At 72.9% G+C, this 19,178-nt stretch carries 19 protein-coding genes; 8 read left to right on the forward strand and 11 right to left on the reverse strand.

Translation table 11 applies throughout. The features are described from left to right. Window positions 1–44: 44 nt before the first annotated feature. Window positions 45–1,070, reverse strand: coding sequence for an amidohydrolase family protein (locus tag ACZ607_RS18160; RefSeq protein WP_469735682.1), 1,026 nt, complete (start codon window positions 1,068–1,070; stop codon window positions 45–47). 192 nt (window positions 1,071–1,262) lie between these two features. Between ACZ607_RS18160 and ACZ607_RS18165 the strand changes: the two genes are divergently transcribed. Continuing rightward, a complete protein-coding gene (locus ACZ607_RS18165; RefSeq protein ID WP_469735683.1) occupies window positions 1,263–1,955 on the forward strand; it encodes a GntR family transcriptional regulator in 693 nt (230 codons plus the stop codon). Window positions 1,956–2,086: 131 nt separating this feature from the next. Here the strand turns inward: ACZ607_RS18165 and ACZ607_RS18170 are convergent, their stop codons facing one another. From ACZ607_RS18170 to ACZ607_RS18190, 5 genes are all read right to left on the reverse strand, one after another. After that, window positions 2,087–2,581 carry an FBP domain-containing protein gene (locus tag ACZ607_RS18170; RefSeq protein ID WP_469735684.1) on the reverse strand — a complete coding sequence of 165 codons (495 nt, stop codon included), beginning with the start codon at window positions 2,579–2,581 and terminating at the stop codon, window positions 2,087–2,089. Between the two features lie 75 nt (window positions 2,582–2,656). After that, window positions 2,657–3,148, reverse strand: coding sequence for a nucleotide triphosphate diphosphatase NUDT15 (locus ACZ607_RS18175; protein ID WP_469735685.1), 492 nt, complete (start codon window positions 3,146–3,148; stop codon window positions 2,657–2,659). Window positions 3,149–3,233: 85 nt separating this feature from the next. Then, window positions 3,234–4,133: a diacylglycerol kinase catalytic domain-containing protein gene (locus ACZ607_RS18180; protein ID WP_469735686.1), complete on the reverse strand. Its 900-nt coding sequence runs from the start codon at window positions 4,131–4,133 to the stop codon at window positions 3,234–3,236. Beyond that, the gene (locus ACZ607_RS18185) at window positions 4,130–5,143 is read right to left on the reverse strand and encodes an SPFH domain-containing protein (protein WP_469735687.1); all 1,014 of its coding nucleotides are present in this window, start codon (window positions 5,141–5,143) and stop codon (window positions 4,130–4,132) included. Before ACZ607_RS18185 ends, ACZ607_RS18180 begins: the two co-directional genes overlap by 4 nt. A 212-nt stretch (window positions 5,144–5,355) precedes the next feature. Beyond that, a complete protein-coding gene (locus tag ACZ607_RS18190; RefSeq protein WP_469735688.1) occupies window positions 5,356–6,000 on the reverse strand; it encodes a TetR/AcrR family transcriptional regulator in 645 nt (214 codons plus the stop codon). Window positions 6,001–6,163: 163 nt separating this feature from the next. Here ACZ607_RS18190 and ACZ607_RS18195 point away from each other — a divergent pair, with 163 nt between their 5' ends. The 3 genes from ACZ607_RS18195 (at window position 6,164) to ACZ607_RS18205 (ending at window position 8,626) form a co-directional block, all read left to right on the forward strand. Continuing rightward, entirely contained in the window at window positions 6,164–6,982 is an 819-nt protein-coding gene (locus ACZ607_RS18195; RefSeq protein ID WP_469736606.1) for a phosphatase PAP2 family protein, read from the forward strand. After that, complete coding sequence (locus tag ACZ607_RS18200; RefSeq protein ID WP_469735689.1) at window positions 6,979–7,995, forward strand: DMT family transporter; 1,017 nt, start codon at window positions 6,979–6,981, stop codon at window positions 7,993–7,995. Before ACZ607_RS18195 ends, ACZ607_RS18200 begins: the two co-directional genes overlap by 4 nt. A gap of 160 nt (window positions 7,996–8,155) precedes the next feature. Continuing rightward, the gene (locus tag ACZ607_RS18205; RefSeq protein WP_469735690.1) at window positions 8,156–8,626 is read left to right on the forward strand and encodes a flavodoxin family protein; all 471 of its coding nucleotides are present in this window, start codon (window positions 8,156–8,158) and stop codon (window positions 8,624–8,626) included. 45 nt (window positions 8,627–8,671) lie between these two features. On the opposite strand, the gene ACZ607_RS18210 is transcribed toward ACZ607_RS18205, so the two are convergent. Continuing rightward, a complete protein-coding gene (locus ACZ607_RS18210) occupies window positions 8,672–9,265 on the reverse strand; it encodes a PadR family transcriptional regulator (RefSeq protein ID WP_469735691.1) in 594 nt (197 codons plus the stop codon). A 33-nt stretch (window positions 9,266–9,298) separates the two neighbouring features. Next, window positions 9,299–11,314 (reverse strand): oxidoreductase, encoded by a 2,016-nt coding sequence (locus ACZ607_RS18215; protein ID WP_469736608.1) that lies wholly within the window; start codon window positions 11,312–11,314, stop codon window positions 9,299–9,301. Window positions 11,315–11,521: 207 nt separating this feature from the next. On the opposite strand from ACZ607_RS18215, the gene ACZ607_RS18220 reads away from it, so the two are divergent. Both ACZ607_RS18220 and ACZ607_RS18225 read left to right on the forward strand, forming a co-directional pair. Further along, the gene (locus ACZ607_RS18220) at window positions 11,522–12,058 is read left to right on the forward strand and encodes a DoxX family protein (protein WP_469735692.1); all 537 of its coding nucleotides are present in this window, start codon (window positions 11,522–11,524) and stop codon (window positions 12,056–12,058) included. 42 nt (window positions 12,059–12,100) lie between these two features. Further along, the gene (locus ACZ607_RS18225; protein WP_469735693.1) at window positions 12,101–12,943 is read left to right on the forward strand and encodes a DUF1206 domain-containing protein; all 843 of its coding nucleotides are present in this window, start codon (window positions 12,101–12,103) and stop codon (window positions 12,941–12,943) included. Window positions 12,944–12,971: 28 nt separating this feature from the next. Here ACZ607_RS18225 and ACZ607_RS18230 read toward each other — a convergent pair whose 3' ends face one another. The 3 genes from ACZ607_RS18230 to ACZ607_RS18240 all read right to left on the reverse strand — a co-directional run bounded on the left by ACZ607_RS18230 (window position 12,972) and on the right by ACZ607_RS18240 (window position 16,213). After that, window positions 12,972–14,345, reverse strand: coding sequence for a cryptochrome/photolyase family protein (locus ACZ607_RS18230; RefSeq protein WP_469735694.1), 1,374 nt, complete (start codon window positions 14,343–14,345; stop codon window positions 12,972–12,974). Beyond that, the gene (locus ACZ607_RS18235; RefSeq protein WP_469735695.1) at window positions 14,342–15,853 is read right to left on the reverse strand and encodes an SDR family oxidoreductase; all 1,512 of its coding nucleotides are present in this window, start codon (window positions 15,851–15,853) and stop codon (window positions 14,342–14,344) included. Before ACZ607_RS18235 ends, ACZ607_RS18230 begins: the two co-directional genes overlap by 4 nt. A gap of 120 nt (window positions 15,854–15,973) precedes the next feature. Beyond that, on the reverse strand, window positions 15,974–16,213 hold the full coding sequence (locus ACZ607_RS18240) for a twin-arginine translocase TatA/TatE family subunit (protein WP_469735696.1): 240 nt from the start codon (window positions 16,211–16,213) through the stop codon (window positions 15,974–15,976). 167 nt (window positions 16,214–16,380) lie between these two features. On the opposite strand from ACZ607_RS18240, the gene ACZ607_RS18245 reads away from it, so the two are divergent. Both ACZ607_RS18245 and ACZ607_RS18250 read left to right on the forward strand, forming a co-directional pair. Beyond that, window positions 16,381–16,875: a MarR family winged helix-turn-helix transcriptional regulator gene (locus tag ACZ607_RS18245; protein WP_469735697.1), complete on the forward strand. Its 495-nt coding sequence runs from the start codon at window positions 16,381–16,383 to the stop codon at window positions 16,873–16,875. A gap of 120 nt (window positions 16,876–16,995) precedes the next feature. Then, window positions 16,996–19,125, forward strand: a complete 2,130-nt coding sequence (locus ACZ607_RS18250) for an MMPL family transporter (RefSeq protein WP_469735698.1) — start codon at window positions 16,996–16,998, stop codon at window positions 19,123–19,125. Window positions 19,126–19,178 lie beyond the last annotated feature (53 nt).

Consider the following 19,178-nt stretch of genomic DNA (forward strand, 5'->3'; position numbering starts at 1 on the left):
GTGGAGGGGGCAAGGGGGCGGGGCATCTGCGTCCCGCGCGGGGGTCAGCGGCCCTGACGCCTGAGCAGGGCGTCCAGACGCGGGTACACGGAGCGGGCGTTGTGCTCCTGGATGTCGGCCAGCTTCTCCGGGGGCAGGCCCGCGGCATCGGCGTAGCGGCGCGTGTCGTCGAAGTGGTGGCCGGTCCGGGGGTCGACGTCACGGACGGCGCCGATCATCTCCGACGCGAAGAGGATGTTCCGGGTGGGGACGACGTCGAACAGGAGGTCCGATCCGGGCTGGTGGTACACGCAGGTGTCGAAGTAGACGTTGCCCAGCACGTGCTCCTCCAGCGGCGGCTTCCCGAGGGCCATCGCCAGGCCGCGGAACCTGCCCCAGTGGTACGGGACCGCGCCGCCGCCGTGGGGGATGACCAGCCGGAGCGTGGGGAAGTCCCGGAACAGGTCGCCCTGCACGAGCTGCATGAACGCGGTGGTGTCGGCGTTCAGGTAGTGCGCCCCCGTCGTGTGGAACGCCGGGTTCACGCTGGTGCTGACGTGGACCATCGCCGGGATGTCGTACTCGGCCATCTTCTCGTACAGCGGGTACCAGGAGCGGTCGGTGAGCGGCGGAGCGGTCCAGTGGCCCCCCGACGGGTCGGGGTTGAGGTTGAGCGCGACCGCGCCGTACTCCTCGACGCACCTGACGAGCTCGGGTACGCAGGTCGCCGGATCGACGCCCGGGGACTGGGGGAGCATGGCCGCGGGGACGAAGCGCTCCGGATAGAGACGGCTGACCCGGAAGCACAGCTCGTTGCAGAGGGCCGCCCACTCCGAGGAGGTGGTGAAGTCACCCACGTGGTGCGCCATGAAGGACGCCCGGGGCGAGAAGACCGTCATGTCGATGCCACGCTCGTCCATCAGCCGCAGCTGGTTCGGCTCGACACTCTCGCGCAGCTCGTCGTCGCTGATCTCGAGATCGGCCCTCCGCGGGGAGAGGGAGCTGTCACCGAGGGCCGCGATCTGCTGGTTCCGCCAGCCCTCCAGTGCGGGCGGGGCCGTCGTGTAGTGGCCGTGGCAGTCGATGATCATCGCTGTTCCTCTTCGAAGTGCCTGCGTGTCCTGCCGGCGCGTACGGCGCCGGAGGGCTGCGCTCCGGCCTGCCTCGCCCGGCCGGCTGTCACGCCACCGTAACCGTCGATGAAATTGTTGACAATATGCCTGACGAGAAAGTTTCAGGCATCATCGCTGATGTCGCGGCGTGAGATCCACGCGGCGGCGAGGATGTCCCGACGACGTACGGAAGGCGGAGGGGTGACGGCGAATCAGGTCACCGGCCGGACAGGCCGGAACGCGGTCTCCAGCGGTATCAGGGAGGCGCTCGCGGCGGGCGACATGGTGCCGGGGCAGCGGCTGGTCGAGCAGGAGCTGTCCGAGGTCTTCCGGGCCACCCGGAGCTCGGTGCGGGAGGCGCTCCAGGACCTGGCGGCCGAAGGGCTGGTGGAGCTCATCCCGCGGCGCGGCGCGCGGGTGCGGGTGATCTCCGTCGAGGAGGCCATCCAGATCACCGAGTGCCGGGCCCTGCTGGAGGGCCTGTGTGCCAGGCGGGCCGCCGAGTACGCCTCGGACGAGGTGCGCCAGGAGCTGAAGAAGATCGGCTCGGCGATGACCCGGGCCGTGGAGGACGGCGACCCGGACGCCTACTCGGTGCTGAACCGCAGGCTGCACGAGTGCGTCGGCGAAGTCAGCGACCAGAAGGTCGCCCAGGCCCTGCTGGAGCGGATGAACGGCCAGATGGTGCGCTACCAGTTCCGGCTCGCGCTGCGCCCCGGCCGCCCGGCGCAGTCGCTGCCGCAGCATCTGGCGATCATCGAGGCGGTCGTCGCGGGCGACGCGGACGCGGCGGAGGCGGCCGCGCGGGCACACGTCGAGAGTGTCATCGAGGCGCTGAGGGAGACGCCGGTCCGCCTCCGCTGACGGGGGGAGGGGCGTCGCCCCGGCCCGGTCCGCCCGGGCGGGGGGTGCTCTGCCTCGGAAGGCGGGCGGGGATGGTGTCCCCTCCCGCCCCGGGTCACGCGGCGAGAGGGCGGTGTCCCCTTCTGCCCCGGTCAGGCGGCGAGCAGGTCCAGGAACCCGGCGAGCTTCTCCCTCGTCCGCTCGATCTGCTGCTCGACGGTCAGCGACTCCTCGAAGCGGCCGCCGGGCGCGGGCGTCTTCCTGCCGCGTACGTAGAGCGAGCAGTCGAGGTCGGTGCAGAGGTAGATGCCCACCGAATTCCCGTCCCGGCCGGCCTGCCCCCGCTTCCGCGCGGTCATCAGGGAGACCCCGCTGCCCGGGTGGGTGGTCAGGCAGACCGAGCACATGCTGCGGTGCAGGAAGCCGCGCTGCTGGGACGGGAACCTCAGGGTGATCCCCACGAGCTCCCCGCGCAGCTCCGTGACGATGTAGCTGCGGTCGGGGGCCGAGAGGTCGCGCCAGCCCAGGAAGTCCAGATCGTCCCAGCGGCGCTCGTCGAGATCGCGCGGGAGCGGCAGGCGCTTCGCTTCCCCCTTGGAACAGTTGACGAACGACGCACGGATGTCCTGCTCACTGACGGCTCTCATGCGTTCGACGCTAACTCTGCCTATGACCCCTAGGCAAATGTTTTATCGGCCTAGGGGTTTTCCGTGGGGTCCGGGTCACGGGGTGGGGGCGATCCGCAGATGGTGGGCCGGTGGGTGGTCGATGGCGAGGTCCGGGCGCCAGACGGCCAGGATCTGGGCCGACGGGTCGAACAGGGGACCCGGAAGGTTCTCCGGGTCGGTCCAGCGCCACGCACTGATGAGGTGGGGCTCGGTGACCTGCGGGTCCGCCGACTCCACGCTCACCAGCGCGCCCATGCTGATCCGGTTGATGCCTCCGACCACGTCGTGCACCATCGCGAAGACGCCCACGGCGTCCACGGGCACCCGCAGGCCCGTCTCCTCGCGCAGCTCACGGGCGGCCGCCGCCGCGACCGACTCATGGGTCGGGTCGACCTTGCCGCCGGGCAGCTCCCAGGTGCCGCCGTGGTGCCTCCCCAGCAGGATCCTGCCCTCCCCGTCCCGCACGACGACACCCACGCCGAGCGCGGACTGGGCGAGCGGCGGGCGGGCGTTCCTGGGCGGTACGTTCACGGAATCGGTGGTCATGCGCTGCCTGCTCCCTGCCGGTCGCTGATGGTCCCCGAGGGTCCGTACGGTCGCCCGCGGGGCTCGCGCCATCCTCACACGGCGCTCACGCCACCAGGTTGAGCGTGGTCTCCGCGATGCCCAGCCGGACCGACTGCCCCCACGTCAGCTCCAGTGCGTCGGACTCCATGCCGTCGCCGAACACCACCATCCGGTCCGACTCGACGGTCAGCCTGAGGCCCTCCCCGCCGGCCAGCTCGCCCGCGACCATCGAGGTGCCGGTGGCCGGTGAGGGCCAGGCCTCGCGCACGAACCAGACCAGCCGGGGATCGGAGGGGGCCGGCAGCCGCAGCGGACTGCCGCGCTCCAGCCAGAGGGAGCGCAGCCAGCCGGTGGAGCCCGTGCCGGTGCCGACCAGTACGCCCGAGGACGCCTGCGGCTCTCCGGCGGACGCGGTGCCGTCGGGGCCGATGCGGTAGCGGGCGGTCTGATGTCCGGGCGGTCCGAGATAGATCTCGTTGAGGGCGAGGAGCCGCTGCGTGTCGTCGGCGACGGCCTCGGTCATCGTGAGGGCGTCCACCCGTCCGCCGGGCGACGCCGCGGCCCGGCACAGCGCCGCGGTGTCCCGGGCCCGGTGGCGTACGAGGACCCCGGGATTGCGGCCGGGGTCGCTGTCGATGCCCACCACGGGCTGGCCCGACAGATACTTCGCGACGTTGGCGACCAGACCGTCCTGCCCGACCACCACGACCACGTCCTCGGGCCCGAAGAGGAAGCGGTCGAGGTCCGCCCGCTCCACCCGGGTCCGCCGCCACCGCAGCGGCAGAGCGGCGGCCACCTCCGTGAGCGCCCGCTCGCCGCGCCGGTGGCGCTCGGCCACCTCGTCGATGGACCGGCCCCGTCCGGCCAGCACGAACGCGGCCTGCCCGTGCGTCCCGTGGCGGGCCAGCAGCTCCTCGTACTCCGTCGTCCGGTGCACCAGTACCGCCCGCGGGGCCAGGCTCACGCCCGCGCCTCCGGCTCCGGCCTGCCGAGCCTGGCGAGCAGGCCGGTCAGGACGTCGGGGGAGAGGGTGAGGCTGTCGATGCGGGGCAGATTCTCGGCCAGCCGGGTCGCGGCCAGCGCGTGCAGCGTGCCGGGGTCGGCCTCCGCGTGCGCCCGCAGCCAGGCCGCCTGCGCCTCGGCGCGCGCCGTGCCGACCTCGCGGGCCGCCTCCGCCTCCGCGCGGGCCAGGCGCACGGTGCGGGCCGCCTCGGCGGCCGTACGCACCTCGTCGGCCGCCGACTTCTCCTCGGCCTCCCTGCGCGCGTTGGTGCCGCGCTGGTCCACCAACTGCTCCTCGCGGCGCGCGAGCTCGATCTTGCTGGCGAGCTCGTTCTCGGCGATGGTCCGCTCGCGCTCCACGGCGACCGCCCGGCGCTCGTACACCGAGCGGTCGGCCTCCTGCTGGATCTGCTCCCTGGCCGGCGTGCGCAGGGCACGCTCCACCTCCGCCTCGGGGCGGATGGCGACGACGCGTACGGCGACGACGTCGATGCCGGTGGCGGGTAGCCGGGGCTCGGCGGCGAGCCCGGTGGCGACCCGCTCCCGTACGGCCGCGACCCCGTCCACCAGGGCGGTGGCCAGCGGGGTGCGGGCCAGCACGTCCAGGGTGTGCTGCTGCGCGGTCTCGGTGAGCAGGGTGGCGATCTGCTCCAGGGGAGCGCCCCGCCACACCCCGGTGTCGGGGTCCACCGAGAAGTCGAGCCGCACGGCGGCCTCGGCCGGATCGCTGATCCGGTAGGTGACCGTCGCCTGCACGGTGACGTCCTGGAAGTCCGCCGTACGGGCGTGGAAGGCCATCGCCAGCTCGCGGTCGTCGACCGGGACCTCGGAGAGCGCCGCGGAGAGCGACCGGTACCAGAAGCTCAGTCCGGGGCCGTCGTGCGTGAGCCTGCCGCGCCTGTGGTGCCGGATGTGGGCGGTGGGCGCGGAGCGCAGGTGTCGCCAGCCGAAGCGCCGGGTGATGTCGGCCATGTCGAACCCCCTTTTTCTCGTCATGACGACGATAACGAGGCGTGCTGCATATCGTCAAGAGGACGAGAAGGGGTGAGGGGGTCGGACGGAAATGCGGCCGGCCGGTGGTCTCCTGGGAGACCACCGGCCGGGCGGGTGTGCGCCGACCCCGTCCCCACGGTGCGGCGCGCGGGTGGACCGCCGTCATCCGCTGGGGCGACGGTCCACGTTCATCAGGTCCCGCTTCCCTCGGGGGCGGGCGGGGAGGCGGGGAGTCCGAGTGCCGGAAGTACGGCGCACTCGATGAAGCGGGCGAGGAAGGTGTCCTCCGGGTAGCGGCCCTCCAGGAGTGACCGGGCGCGCATGATGCCGAGCACCTGGGCCGCCACGTACTCGGCGGCGGGGTTGTCGGCCGCGATCTCGCCGCGCCGGACCGCGCGCTCGACCATCTCGTCGATCGCGGCGATGGCCGGGGTGATCAGTGTCGAGTGCAGGGCGCACAGCAGGTCGGGGTTCTGGAGGGCGGCGTGGCTGAGCGCGTGCATCAACGCGGTGTCCTTGCCGGACGTGGCGTCCACCACCCGCGCCACCTCGTGCAGGTCCCCGCTCAGGGTGCCGGTGTCGATGTCCGAGAACAGCGTTCTCCGGGTGCCGTGCAGGGCCGCGACGACCAGCTCGGGCTTGGAGCCCCACTGGCGGTAGAGCGTGGACTTCCCGCACCGCGTCCGCGAGGCGACGCCCTCCATCGTCAGGGACTCGTAACCACTCTCCCGCAGGAGGTCCAGTACGGCGGTGTAGAGCTCCTGTGCCCGCTCCGGTGTGATCTTCGACCGGCGTGACGTGGGCGCTGACTCCTGTGCTGAACCGGGCGACGGCATCTGCTTCCCTCTCTGCGGCCCTGTGGCTGGGGATCCTCGATACGGCAGTGTACCGATACGCCAGTGTACCGATACGCCGCCGTATCGGTACACTGGCGTATCGATACGGCATGGAGTGGCCATGCCGACGTCGTCACAGCGCATCGTCAGCAAAGGGGCACGGGTGATGTACACCCGCAGGGAGCCTGCGGAGCGGGAGCCGGACACCTCGGCCCGACCGCCCCTCGTCCGGGAACTGCTTCTGACAGCCGGACTCTTCCTCGTCTACAAACTCGGCCGGCAGGCCGCGAACGGCCATGTCGAGGAGGCCTTCCGCAACGCCGGGGACGTCTGGGGCTTCGAACGGGCCCTCGGCCTTCCCGGCGAAGGAGCGGTACAGGGCCTTCTGCTGCACAGCCACCCGCTCGTCCAGGCGGCGAACACCTACTACGCGACCGTGCACTTCCCGGCCACGGTGGCGTTCCTGGTGTGGCTGTACTGGCGCCGCCCGCGCCACTACGTCTGGTCACGACGCGTCCTGGCCGCCCTCACCGGCGCCGCGCTCGCCCTGCACCTGCTCTTCCCGCTCGCCCCGCCGCGCATGCTGCACGCCGCCGGCCTCGTCGACACCGGTCAGGTCTACGGCCCGACGGTGTACGGGGACACCCCGGCGACCGACTCGATGGCCAACCAGTTCGCGGCCATGCCCTCCCTGCACTTCGGCTGGGCCCTGGTGGTCGCCGTCGGGCTCATCGTCGCCACCCGCTCCCGGTGGCGCCTGCTGTGGCTGCTGCACCCGCTGCTCACCCTCCTCGTCGTGGTCGGCACCGCCAACCACTACTGGCTCGACGCGATCGTGGTCTCCGCCCTGCTCGCCGTCGCGTACGCCGCGCTCAGGCTGCCGCGCGCACCGGTTCGCACGCACCTGCCGTGGCCGGCGGCCTTCCCGGTCCAGCGCGGCTCCACGGAGCCCGCCTACGCGCCGTCGGGAGCACGCCGATGAACGCCACGCTCATAGCCGTCGCGCTCTCCCTCGTCTCCGCCGGCGCCTACGCGGCCGCCGCGGTGGCCCAGGCCAGGCTCGCCGGCCGGACCGACCCCTCCGCCGGAACGCTCAGCATGATGGGCCGCGGCGCCTGGTGGTCGGCGGTCGGCCTCAACGCGGGCGGCGCGCTGCTGCACGTCGCCGCGCTGAAGTACGGACCCCTCACCCTCGTCCAGCCGCTCGGCGCCCTGACGCTCGTCGCCGCCGTACCGCTGGGGGCCCGCGCCGCCGGCCGGCGGGTCAGCCGTACGGAGTGGCGCGGCACGCTCCTCACCCTCGTCGGCCTCGCCGCGCTGCTCCTGGCCGCGGGCGGCGCCGCGCCCCACGACACCCTGAGCCTCCCCGAGGCCCTGGGGGTCGGCGCGGTCACCATGGCCCTGGTCGCGACGCTCGGCCGCCCCGGCGCCCGGCCCGGTCTGCGGCACGCCGCAGCCTCGGGCATCACCTCCGGGGTCGCCTCCGCGCTCACCCAGACCCTGACGGTCGCCGCGACCGACCATGCGGGCCCGCTGCTGAGCTGGCGCCTGGTGACCGTCGCGGTGCTGGTCTCCTTCTTCGCGCTGGGCGGCCTGATGCTGTCCCAGACCGCCTACCGGGGCGGCCTCGGCGCCCCGCTCGCCGTCGTCACCCTCGCCAACCCGGTGGCCGCCGCCGCGATCGGCCTGATCCTCCTCGGCGAACGCGTCCAGGGCGGGATGCTCGGCATGGTCCCGGCGCTCATCGGTGCGGCGGCCGCCGTCCAGGGTGTGGTCCTGCTCAGCCGGGCGCAGGCGCGGACCACCGACGGGGCGCCACCGGTGTCGGCCGGGACCGCCCCCACGGGGGCCGTCACCAGACCGCCGTCGCCGTCGCGGGTCGTCATCACCGCGCCTTCGGTCAGCGCCTCGCGCTCCGCCGAGCCGCTCGCGCCGCGCCCGGAGCCCGTGGGGACCGCGGGTGGTCCCGGCCGGTACTCCGGCTGCGGATCGTGATCCTCCCGTCCCTTCTCCGCTGACGGCCGGTGGGTGCCGGGCTCGGCGCGGCGGATCGTCGTCGCTCCGCATGCGTGTGACGCGCATCACACTCGATTGGTGTCAGATCTGACGGCGCTGCGCTGTCGTCATGACGGAAGCGAGAGAAGGGATCGTCGGAATGAAAGCCGTCATCGTGTGCGCCTCCGTGTCGCACGGCAATACGCGTCGTGTCGCCGACAGCATGGCCCAGGTGCTGGGCGCGAAGGTCGTCTCCCCCGAGCAGGCCGACCCGGCGGAGCTGACCGGTGCCGACCTCGTGGGATTCGGCTCGGGCGTCTTCTACCAGAGGCTCCACCCCCGCCTGACCGACGTCGTCAGGAAACTGCCCACCGGGCCGGGCCGGGCGTTCGTATTCGCCACCAGCGGGTTTCCGGAGCTGCCGCCGGTGCCCTTCTCCCGCCCCTTGGTCAGGCTCCTGGAGAGCAAGGGCTTCCAGGTGGACGGGAACTTCTCGTGCCGGGCGCTGGACACCATGCTGCCCTTCAAGCTGGTCGGCGGTATCCGGAAACAGCGGCCGGACGACGAGGACATGGCAGCCGCGCGGGCGTTCGCCGCGCGACTGCGGGACGGGCGAGGGCCGGTGTCCTGACGCCTGCCGGCCCCGGGGCAGCCACCGCGTTCCCGGCCGGCGGGATCACGCGTCCTGGCCGGAGGGCCGGGAGCCGTCCGGGGAGCGGGTGTCGCCGCTCCCCGGCCCCGGGCCGTCCAGCTCGTCGATCGCCCTGGTCAGCCAGCCCGTCCAGAACGTCTCCAGGTCGATGCCGCCGCGCAGCACCAGACGGCGCAGCCGGTCCTCGTCGGCGGTCCGTTCCGGCGGGAAGTCCCGCCGCTCGATCTCCAGGTACTCCGCCAGCTGCTCCCGGTGCAGCGCCAGGTGCCTGCGCAGCTCCCCGGCCAGCCCGGGGGCGCCCACCACGGCGGCCGCCCGCATCCTCAGCAGCAGCGGGTCGCGGACCGGCCGCGGGTCCTCGGCGAGCGACACCCACTCCCTCAGCGCCTCGCGTCCCGCCGGCAGCACCTCGTACTCCTTCTTCTGCCCACGGGCGGGCCGCGCCGCGGGCAGCACCCGGATGTGGCCGGCCTGCTCCAGCTTTCCCAGCTCGCGGTAGATCTGCTGGTGCGTGGACGGCCAGAAGTAGCCGATCGACCGGTCGAACCTGCGCGTCAGTTCGAGACCCGACGACGGCTTCTCGAGCAGGGCGGTGAGGATCGCGTGCGGGAGTGACATGGGCAGCATCCTAGGGACGGAGCCGGCGGTGGTTCACAGCCCGGCGGCCAGCTCCGTGCCCTGCCGGATCGCCCGCTTGGCGTCCAGTTCGGCCGCCACGTCGGCGCCGCCGATCAGATGCACCGGACGGCCCGCGGCGCGCAGCTCCTCGTACAGCTCACGCCGCGGCTCCTGGCCCGCGCACAGCACCACGGTGTCGACCGGCAGCAGGTGCTGCTCGCCGTCCACGGTGAGGTGCAGGCCCTCGTCGTCGATCAGGTCGTACGAGGCGCCCGCGATCATCGTCACGCCGCGGTGGCGCAGCTCGGTGCGGTGGATCCAGCCCGTCGTCTTCCCGAGCCCCGCCCCGACCTTGCTCGCCTTGCGCTGGATCAGATGGACCGTGCGCGGGGACTTCGGGCGCTCCGGGGCCCGCAGCCCGCCGCGGTCCGCGTAGTCCGTGTCCACGCCCCACTGCCGGAAGAAGACCTCCGGGTCCAGGCTCGCCGCGTCGCCCCCGTCGGTCAGGAACTCGGCGACGTCGAAGCCGATGCCGCCCGCCCCGACGACCGCCACCCGGTCACCGACCTCGGCGCCGTCCCGCAGGACGTCCAGATAGCTGACCACGCTGGGGTGCCCGACGCCGGGGATCGAGGGGGAGCGGGGCTCGACACCGGTGGCCAGGACGACCTCGTCGAAGCCGTCGAGAGCCCCGGCCGTGGCGCGGGTGCCGAGCCGCATCTCCACCCCCTCCTCGGCGAGCCGGGTGCGGAAGTAGCGCAGCGTCTCGGCGAACTCCTCCTTGCCGGGCACCCGGCGCGCGACGTTCAGCTGGCCGCCGATCTCCTCGGCCGTGTCGAACAGCGTCACCGTGTGCCCGCGCTCGGAGGCCGTGACCGCGCACGCCAGCCCTGCCGGCCCCGCGCCGACCACCGCGACGCGCTTGCGGACGCGGGTCGGCGAGAGCACCAGCTCGGTCTCGTGGCACGCGCGCGGATTCACCAGGCACGAGGTGATCCGCAGGCTGAAGATGTGGTCCAGGCAGGCCTGGTTGCAGCCGATGCACGTGTTGATGGCGTCGGCGCGGCCCTCGGCGGCCTTGGTGACGAAGTCGGGGTCGGCGAGGAAGGGCCTGGCCATCGACACCATGTCCGCCCGGCCCGAGGCGAGGACCTCCTCGGCCAGCTCGGGGGTGTTGATGCGGTTGCTGGTCACCAGCGGCACGGAGACCGCGCCCCGTACCTTCTCCGTCACCCAGGTGAAGGCCCCGCGCGGCACCGAGGTGGCGATCGTCGGGATGCGGGCCTCGTGCCAGCCGATCCCGGTGTTGATGATGGTCGCCCCGGCCGCCTCGATCGCACGGGCCAGGTGGACGACCTCCTCCAGCGTGGAGCCGCCGGGCACCAGGTCCAGCATGGACAGCCGGTAGATCAGGATGAAGTCGGGGCCGACCCGCTCCCGCACACGGCGCACGATCTCGACGGGGAAGCGGATGCGGTTCTCGTACGAACCGCCCCAGCGGTCCTCCCGGTGATTCGTCGCCGCGACGATGAACTCGTTGATCAGATAGCCCTCGGAGCCCATGATCTCGACACCGTCGTAGCCCGCGCGCCGCGCCAGCTCCGCCGCCCGGACGAAGTCCTCGATGGTCTCCTCGACCTCGTCGTCGTCGAGCGCGTGCGGGGTGAACCCGCTGATGGGGGCCTTGAGCGCGCTGGGTGCCACCAGATCGGGGTGATGGGCGTAGCGCCCGAAGTGCAGGATCTGCATCGCGATCCGCCCGCCCGCCGCGTGCACCGCGTCCGTGACCTCACGGTGCTGCTCCGCCTCGGCCTCGGTCGTCATCTTCGCGCCCCCGGGGAACGAGCACGCGCGCTCGCTCGGCGCGATCCCGCCGGTGACCATGAGGCCCACCCCGCCGCGGGCGCGGGCCGCGTAGAACGCGGCCATCCGCTCGAAGCCGCGCTCGACCTCCTCCAGACCGATGTGCATCGACCCCATCAGCACCCGGTTCGGGAGCGTGGTGAATCCGAGGTCGAGCGGGCTCAGCAGGGTGGGGTACGGGCTCATCCGGGTCTCCTCGAAGGTGGCGTCGAGCCAGTTGTAGACCACCCGGCCCCCGTTATGCAACAAGTTGCACAATGACGTACGTCGCAGTCCCCGCAAGGCCCGGTACACGGATGGCGTAACAGCATCCGGCCTCGCCGCCCGGCCCGGACGAGAGTGGAATCCGTACGGCTCACCGCCGCTCCCCTCCTTGTCGACAGGAGACACCCCATGGCCTGCATCAACCGGCGCGACGCCGGACTCCTCGCACTCAGGGTCGGCACGGGCGCCGTCCTCGCGGCCCACGGGAGCCAGAAGCTGTGCGGGTGGTTCGGTGGCGGGGGCATCGAGGGCACCACCGCCGCGATGGAGGCCATGGGCTTCCACCCGCCCAAGCACAGCGCCCTGGCGGCCGGACTCGGTGAGGCCGGCAGCGGCGTCCTGCTGGCCCTCGGCCTCGCCACCCCCGCGGCGGGCGCCGCCGCGGCCGGCACGATGGCGGGCGCCGTCGCCGTGCACGCGCCCGCCGGCTTCTTCGCCATGGGCGGCGGCTACGAGTACCCGGCGTTCCTCGGCTTCGTCGCCGCCGCGATCGGGGTGACGGGCGCGGGCCGCTACTCCGTGGACCATGCCACCGGGCACGTCCTCGACCGTCCGTGGGTCATGGCCCTCGCCTTCGCGGGCAGCGCCCTGGGTGCGGCCGCCGTGGTCGGCCGCCGCGCCAAGGGGCAGGCGGCGCAGAGCGACCAGGCGGACGAGGGCGCGTAACTTTCCCGCATTGATCGTCGATTGAGGGGCATCCGGCAGTGCATGAATGCGAACGCACTGTCGATGAATGCACGCGGCCGGGCGAGACGAGCCTCCCGCAGCCGAGCCGTGGAGATCGGCGCCCGCGCGGGGTTCGTGGCGCGCGGTGTGATCTACCTCCTGGTGGGGACCCTGGCCCTGCGCATCGCCTTCTCCGACGGAGGCGGACAGCAGGCCGACCGGGGTGGCGCCATCGCCGAGATAGCGGAGAAGCCCTTCGGGAGCGTCCTGCTGTGGGTGCTCGGCGTGGCCCTGGCGGGCATGGCGCTGTGGCGGTTGTCCGAGGCGTTCTTCGGCCAGGCCGGCCCCGACGGCCACAAGCCGGGCAAGCGCGCCGTGGCCGCGGCGCGCTTCGTCTTCTACGCCTTCGTGTCGTACTCCGTGCTCTCCTACGCGGCGGGCGACAAGGGCAGCGGCAGCGGATCGAGCGATCGTCAGACCGACGACGTCACGGCGCGGGCCCTCGAATGGCCCGGCGGCCAGTGGATCGTGGGGCTCGCGGGCGTCGGCGTGATCGCCGCCGGCCTCTGGATGGCCTTCCGTGCCCTCACCCGCAAGTACCACAAGCACCTGAAGACGGGGGAGATGACGCGGAGGAGCCGTCAGGCCGTCGACGTCGTCGGCGTCTTCGGCGGCACCGTCCGGGGCGCGGTCTTCGCGACGGCGGGCGGGTTCGCCGTGGCGGCCGCCGTCCGGCACGAACCGGGCCGGGCCAAGGGCATGGACGACACCCTGCGGTCCTTCACCGAGACCCCCGCCGGCCCCTGGCTCCTCGTCCTCATCGCCATCGGTCTGGCCGCCTTCGGCCTCTTCTCCTGGGCCAACGCCCGCTGGCGCAAGGTCTGACCCGGGCGCGGCCCCGGCCCGCGCGGGCTCAGTCCAGCCCCCGTGCCTCCTTGAACCTGGCCAGCCCGTCGGAGAGCACGACGACGGGCTCCGGATAGCCGTGGCGCTCCCGCTCCGGCAGCTTCCACGGCTCGTGCACGGCGGACCCGGAGATCCCCGCCAGCTCGGGCACCCAACGGCGTACGTACGCACCGTCCGGGTCGTAGCGCTTGGCCTGGGTCACCGGGTTGAGCACCCGGTTGGGGCGGCTGTCCGTCCCCGTCCCCGCCACCCACTGCCAGTTCAGCTGGTTGTTCGCGACGTCCCCGTCCACGAGCAGCTCCAGGAAGTGACGCGCCCCGGTGCGCCAGTCCACGTACAGCGTCTTGGCGAGGAAACTCGCCGTCAGCAGCCGCCCCCGGTTGTGCATCCAGCCCTCGTGGAGCAGCTGGCGCATGGCGGCGTCGACCACCGGATAGCCGGTGCGGCCCTCCTTCCAGGCGGCCGTGTCGTCCGCCGCGGTCCGCCCGGTCCGCCACCGGTCCTGCCGTGGACGGTAGTCGGAGCGGGAGGCCGCCGGGCGGGCGGCCAGGACCTGGTGGTGGAAGTCCCGCCAGCACACCTGCCGCACGAAGGCCTCCGCGCCCGGACCGCCGGCGGCGCGGGCACGGTGGACCAGCTCGGTCGGGGAGAGCGTGCCGAAGTGGAGGTGCGGCGAGAGCCGCGAGGTCGCGTCGCCCGCGAGGTCGTCGTGGCGGTCCTCGTACGCCGCGAGCCCATGGCGGCGCCACGCCGTGAACAGCCTGCGCCCCTCGGCCTCCCCGCCCTCGGCGAGCCCCGGCGACAGGCCCCGTACGGCGGTCCGCGACGGGAGACCGGCGGACCCGAGCCCCTGAGGGACACGCACGGTGCGGGGCGCCCGGAGCGGGGAGCGGAGACCCTGCCCGGACCAGCGGCGGAAGTACGGGGTGAAGACGGCGAAGTGGTCCCTGTCCGCTCCCGAGGGGACCACCTCGCCGGGCGCGACCGCCGTGCCCACCGTGTCGTGCACGTCCAGCCGGCAGCCCACGGACGCGAGGGCCTCGCGCAGCCTCTCCTCCCGGCGCTGCGCGTACGCGCTGACGCCCGCCGCCACATGGAGCGAGTCCGCCCCCGCCTCGGAGGCGACCCGGGCGGCCTCCTCGGCCGCCTCCCCCTCACGGAGGATCAGGCGCCCGCCGCGCTCCCGGAGTCCCGCGTCCAGGTCCCGGAGGCAGTCGGCCAGGAAGGCGCGCCGGTTCGGAGCGGCGAACCCGGCCGCCTCCACCCCGTCGTCCAGGACGAACAGGGGCACCACCTCGTCGGCCGAGGCGAGCGCCGAGTGCAGCGGCGGATGGTCGTGCAGCCGCAGGTCCGAGGTGAACAGGACGATCGCCACCGTCATGCCGCACCACCCGTGGTCCCCCGGCCGGCCGCCAGCGCGATGTTGCGCGCCATCCCGCCGAAGACGACCGCGTGGAACGGCGACACGCTCCACCAGTACGCGTGACCGAGCAGCCCGGACGGATGGAAGACGGCACGCTGCCGGTAGCGCGAACCGCCGCCCTCGCGCTTCTCCACGTACATCTCCAGCCAGGCCAGGCCGGGCAGCCGCATCTCCGCGCGCAGCCGGAGCAGCCGGCCGGGCTCGATCTCCTCGACCCGCCAGAAGTCCAGGGAGTCACCGACCCGCAGCCGCTGGGCGTCCCGCCTGCCCCGGCGCAGCCCCACCCCGCCGACCAGCCGGTCCAGCCAGCCCCTGACCGCCCAGGCGGGCGGGAGCGAGTACCAGCCGTTCTCGCCGCCGATCCCCTCGACGACCCGCCACAGGGCCTCGGGCGAGGCATCCACATCGCGCTCGCGCACATCGGTGTAGAGGCTCCCGCCCGCCCAGTCCGGGTCGGTGGGCAGCGGATCGCTGGGAATGCCCGGGGTGGACGCCGAGGACCACCGGGTCGTCACCTTCGCCTCGCGCACCCTCTGCAACGCCAGCGAGAGCGACGTGGCGAAGGAGAAGGGCTGCCCGGGGCCGTCCGGGACATGGTCGGCGATGTCGTGCTCGTGGCAGACGACCTCGTAGCGCAGGGACTCGGCGAGCGGGCGGGCGATCGAGGCGGGCACGGGGGTGATCAGCCCGACCCAGTGACTGGACAGGCCCGGTGACAGCATCGGCACCGGCAGGATGAGCCGGTGGGGGAGCCCGGCGACCTGTGCGTACTTCTGCATCATGTCGCGGTACGTCATGACGTCGGGCCCGCCGATGTCGAAGGTGCGGTTCACCTCGGCGGGCATGCGCGCGCTGCCCACGAGGTAGCGCAGGACGTCCCGTACGGCGATCGGCTGGATCCGGGTCGACACCCAGCTCGGGGTGACCATGACCGGAAGCCGTTCGGTGAGGTAGCGCAGCATCTCGAAGGAGGCCGAACCCGAACCGATGATGACCGCGGCGCGCAGCGCGGCCGTCGGCACGCCCGAGTCGAGCAGGATGCGCCCGACCTCGGCGCGCGACCGCAGATGGGCGGAGAGCTCCCGCTCGGGGACGCCGGCGGGGGTCAGCCCGCCCAGGTACACGATGCGCCGGACGCCGGCGGCCCTGGCCCGCTCACCGAAGATCCGTGCCGCCTCGCGGTCCGTCCGCTCGAAGCCCGGCCCCGAAGTGAGCGCATGGACCAGGTAGTAGGCGACGTCGATGTCGCGCATCGCCGTGCCCACCGACTCCGCGTCGGTCACATCCCCCTTGGCCACCTCGACCTGGCCCGCCCACGGGAGGTCCCGCAGCTTCTCCGGGGTCCGCGCCAGGCAGCGCACCCGGTGACCGGCCTCCAGGAGCTCGGGGACGAGGCGGCCCCCGATGTATCCCGTCGCGCCCGTCACCAGACACCGCAGTCCGCCGCTGTCGTCCTTGCTCTCCATGACCCCTCGCTCCGGCTCGTGTCTCCTGCACCCAACCGTGCCCCCTGCGGGGAGTTCCACCGGTCGCACGGGTGCGGACACGCCGAAGCCCACCCCACCGGGTGGCGGAGCGGGCGTGGCTCAGCGAGGTCCGGGCTTCTCGGTGGCCGTACCGGGGATGACGCGCGGGTCGTGCGCTCCGTCGGCCGGCGGGTCCGCCGGGACGGTGGGGGAGACGCCGTCGGACTTGAGGGCCTGCGCCTCGCTCTTCAGGATCCGGGCCGACTTGCCCAGGGAGCGGGCGAGTTCGGGGAGCTTCCTGGCACCGAAGATCAGGACGGCGATGATGAGGAAGATCGCGATCTCGCTGATTCCGAACATGACGGCTGTCTTCTCCCTGGTGGCGGTGGAGCGGCGCTCTCCCGAGGCCCGGGGGTTCCGGGAGCCGTGGCGGCGCGCCAAATCTACAGCACTGTAGAAGGAGGCGGCAGTGCGTCTTCGGACGGCTCGGCCGGGGTGCGCCGCCGCGCGCGGCCTAGGATGGGGCGGTGGACAGCACAGACACCCCTCACGACGGATCGGACGTGGACGCCGCAGGGGTGTCGGAGCTCCAGGCCCTCGCCGTCGAACTGCGCCGGATGAACGGCGAGATCAACCGGCTGGTCCACTCCTTCGCGCACGCGCAGGGCCTGCACGCCACGGACGTACAGGCCCTCGGCGCGATCCTCGACGCGGATGTGCCGCTGACGCCCGGGCGGTTGCGTGAACACCTCGGTCTGACGTCCGGCGCGGTCACCGCGTGCCTGGACCGGCTCGAACGGTCGGGTCACATCAGGCGTGCGCGGGAGAGCTCCGACCGGCGCGTCGTGCACCTGTACTACGAGCCGGGGGCGAAGGCCGCAGCGCGTTCCTTCTTCATGCCGCTGGCCGAGGCGGCGGCCGGCGCGCGGGCCGCCGCCGAGCCCCAGGAGCTGCGGGCCGCGCTCGCCTTCCTCGCCCGGATGAACGGCGAACTGGCGCGCATGCAGGTGCCTCGGCGCTGAACCGGCACGCCGGTGCAGGGGTGTGGGGCCGTGCCGGTGCGAGGGTGGGGCATGCGCGCATGTAATCTCAATGATTGAGATACATCATGATTGAGAGATCGCGGCCGACCCAGGAGTGCCATGTCCACCGCATCGAAGCCGGTACGCCGGCTGATTCTTGTCCCTGTGTTCCTCGTCCTGGCCTGGCTCGTCGTCGGCGGGATGTTCGGTTCGTACGCCGGGAAGCTCGGGGAGGTCGCCACCAACGACCAGGCCTCGTTCCTGCCGCAGAGCGCCGAGTCCACCCGGGTCGTGGAGGCTCAGAAGGCGTTCAGCAAGCAGCAGACCGTCCCCGCCATCGTCGTCTGGACGTCCGACGAGGAGGGCGGGCGGCTCGACGGGGAGCAGCAGAAGGCCGCGACGGCGGCACTCGCCTCGGCGGGGAAAGGATCCGGTGCGACAGGCCAGGTGAGCCCGGCCCTGCCGTCGAAGGACCGTCAGGCGCTGGAGGGGGTCGTCCAGCTGAGGCCTGACCTCGGCGACGGCCTGGCCGACGCGGTCGCGGACATCCGCACTGCGGCCGAAGGCGTACCCGGCACGGTCGTCCACCTGGCCGGCCCCGCGGCATCCCAGGCCGACCTGTCCGACGCCTTCGCCGGCATCGACGGACTTCTGCTCGGTGTCGCGCTCGTGACCGTGCTCGTCATCCTGCTGCTGGTCTACCGGAGCGTCCTGCTCCCGCTGATCATCATCGTCGGCGCGGTCTTCGCGCTCGGTGTGTCCTGCGCGATCGTCTACGTACTGGCGGACCACGACATCGTCCGGGTCGACGGCCAGGTGCAGGGCATCCTGTCCATCCTGGTCATCGGCGCGGCCACCGACTACGCGCTGCTGCTCACCGCGCGGTTCCGCGAGGAGCTCGGACGGCGGTCCGACCGGTGGACCGCGATGCGCGCGGCCCTGCGTGAGTCCGCCGGGCCGATCACGGCCAGCGCCGCGACGGTGGCCCTGGGGCTGCTCGCCCTCCTGCTCAGCGATCTGACCAACAACCGTGCGCTGGGGCCCGTGGGCGCCATCGGCATCGTGTGCTCCGTCCTGAGCGCCCTCACCTTCCTCCCCGCCGTCCTGGTCCTGCTCGGCAGGGCCGCGTACTGGCCCTCGGGCCCGAAGAAGGGGCAGGCCGAGGCCGCGTCGGGGTCGAAGGGGATCTGGACCAAGGTCGCCGCCCTGGTCGACCGCTCCCCGCGCAAGGTGTGGGCTGTCACGCTGATCGGACTCCTGGCCTGCGCGGCCTTCATGCCCACGCTGAACTCCAAGGGAGTGCCCCTGGAGGAGATCTTCGTCAACGACGCTCCGTCGGTCGCCGCGCAGAAGACCCTGGGCCGCCACTTCCCCGGCGGATCGGGCAACCCTGCCGTCGTGATCGCCGACGCGGACCGCTCGGACCAGGTCGTCGCGGCCGCCGAGGACGTGCCCGGCGTCGCGGGTGTCACCGTCCTGAGCACCTCCGGACGTCCGGGCGGCGGGGACCCGCTCGTCGTGGACGGACGGGTGCGCATCGATGCCACCCTGGCGGACGCCGCGGACAGCGACGCCGCCAAGGAGACGGTCACCCGGCTGCGTGACGCGGTCCACGCCGTTCCGGGCGCCCAGGCGCTCGTCGGCGGCTACACCGCGCAGCAGTACGACACGCAGAAGACAGCCGAGCACGACCGCAACATCATCGTGCCGGTGGTGCTGGTCATCATCCTCGTCATCCTGATCGGCCTGCTCCGCTCGCTGCTGATGCCGCTGCTCCTCGTGGCCACGGTGGCGCTCAACTTCCTCGCCACCCTGGGCGTCGCCTCGCTGGTCTTCGAGCACGTCCTCGGCTTCACCGGGACCGACTCCTCCGTGCCGCTGTACGGATTCGTCTTCCTGGTCGCGCTCGGCGTGGACTACAACATCTTCCTGATGTCCCGGGTCCGCGAGGAGTCCCTGCTCCACGGCACCCGGCAGGGCGTCCTGCGCGGGCTGACCACCACCGGCGGGGTCATCACCTCGGCGGGTGTCGTGCTGGCGGCCACCTTCGCCGCCCTCGGCGTGATCCCGCTCGCCTTCCTCGTCCAGATCGCGTTCATCGTCGCGTTCGGGGTGCTGCTCGACACCCTCGTCGTGCGCTCGCTGCTGGTGCCCGCGCTGGTCCGCGACATCGGGCCCAAGGCCTGGTGGCCGGGCGAGCTGAGCAGGCGCGGACGGGAGGCGCCGGACGGAGGCGAGTCCACGCCGTAAGTCCGGCAGGTGCCCCCGAGGGGCCCGGAGGAAGCCGCACGGCTCCCTCCGGG

This window comes from Streptomyces sp. NPDC104381, assembly GCF_055583745.1.